Source organism: Mycobacterium simiae, from assembly GCF_008370645.1.
GTDB classification, from domain to species: domain Bacteria; phylum Actinomycetota; class Actinomycetes; order Mycobacteriales; family Mycobacteriaceae; genus Mycobacterium; species Mycobacterium simiae_A.
Genome location: NZ_VTZN01000369.1, coordinates 1 through 1,703 on the forward strand (window position 1 = coordinate 1; position 1,703 = coordinate 1,703).

The window sequence follows — 1,703 nt, forward strand, 5'->3', positions numbered from 1 at the left end:
ACCACGGCGAATCCAAGGCCACACCGGAGATCACCCGCGCCGGTCGACAAGCCCGCGTCGTGGCCATCCTGTCGACGGAATCGGTCAGCAGCCAAAGCGAGCTTGCGGCTTTACTGGCCGCCGAAGGCATCGAGGTAACCCAGGCCACGCTGTCACGCGACCTCGAGGAGCTCGGCGCGGTCAAGCTGCGGGCCGCCGACGGGGGCGCGGGCGTCTACGTCGTCCCCGAAGACGGCAGCCCGGTGCGGGGGGTCACCGGTGGCACCGGACGGTTGTCGCGGCTGCTCGGCGAACTACTGGTGTCCGCCGACGCCACCGCCAACCTCACCGTGCTACGCACCCCGCCCGGGGGTGCCCACTACTTGGCCAGCGCAATCGATCGCGCGGCGCTACCCTACGTCGTCGGCACCATCGCCGGCGACGACACCGTGTTCGTGGCTGCCCGCGAGCCGATGACTGGCGCCGAGCTGGCGTCGGCGTTGGCAGAGCTCTCGAAAGTCTGAGATAGAGGAGTTGGTTAATGTCAGAGCGTGTCATCCTGGCGTATTCCGGCGGTCTGGACACCTCGGTGGCCATCAGCTGGGTTGGCAAGGAGACCGGCCGCGAGGTTGTGGCGGTAGCGATCGACCTCGGCCAAGGTGGTGAGGACATGGAGGTAGTCCGCCAGCGAGCATTAGATTGTGGCGCCGTCGAGTCGGTTGTGGTCGATGCCCGCGATGAGTTCGCTGAGGGTTACTGCCTGCCCACCATCTTGAACAACGCGCTGTACATGGACCGCTACCCGCTGGTGTCGGCGATCAGCCGGCCGCTGATCGTCAAGCATCTGGTTGCGGCCGCCCGCGAGCATGGCGGCGGCATCGTGGCGCACGGCTGCACCGGCAAAGGCAACGACCAGGTCCGGTTCGAAGTCGGATTCGCCTCATTAGCACCAGATTTGGAGGTGCTGGCACCGGTCCGCGACTACGCCTGGACCCGCGAGAAGGCAATTGCGTTCGCCGAAGAGAACGCCATCCCGATCAATGTCTCCAAGCGGTCTCCGTTTTCCATCGACCAGAACGTCTGGGGCCGCGCGGTGGAGACCGGGTTTCTGGAGCACTTGTGGAATGCCCCCACCAAGGACATCTATGACTACACCGAAGACCCCACCGTCAACTGGAGCACTCCTGACGAGGTGATCGTCGGTTTCGAGCGGGGCGTGCCGGTGTCGATCGACGGCCGATCGGTGTCGGTGTTGCAGGCCATCGAGGAACTCAACCGCCGCGCCGGAGCGCAGGGCGTTGGTCGCCTGGACGTCGTCGAGGACCGGCTGGTCGGCATCAAGAGCCGCGAGATCTACGAGGCGCCCGGGGCCATGGTGCTCATTACCGCGCACACCGAACTCGAACACGTCACGCTCGAACGCGAGCTGGGCCGATTCAAGCGTCAGACCGATCAGCGCTGGGCCGAGCTGGTCTACGACGGGCTGTGGTATTCGCCGCTGAAGATCGCGCTGGAAAGCTTCGTCGCCAAGACCCAAGAGCACGTGTCCGGCGAGGTGCGAATGGTGTTGCACGGCGGCCACATTGCGGTCAACGGCCGGCGCAGCGCCGAATCCCTCTACGACTTCAACTTGGCCACCTACGACGAGGGTGACACCTTCGACCAGTCGGCTGCCAAGGGCTTTGTGTACGTGCACGGGTTGTCGTCGAAGCTGTCCGCCCGCC

The 1,703-nt window shown here is 65.5% G+C and carries 2 protein-coding genes; both read left to right on the top strand.

Annotated elements, in window-relative coordinates; translation table 11 throughout:
• Positions 1 to 29 precede the first annotated feature (29 nt).
• A complete protein-coding gene (locus tag F0Q45_RS25835; RefSeq protein ID WP_149656570.1) occupies positions 30 to 503 on the top strand; it encodes an arginine repressor in 474 nt (157 codons plus the stop codon).
• Between the two features lie 17 nt (positions 504 to 520).
• Positions 521 to 1,703, top strand: a 1,183-nt coding sequence (locus F0Q45_RS25840) for an argininosuccinate synthase (RefSeq protein WP_149656569.1), incomplete at its 3' end; no start/stop codon positions are given.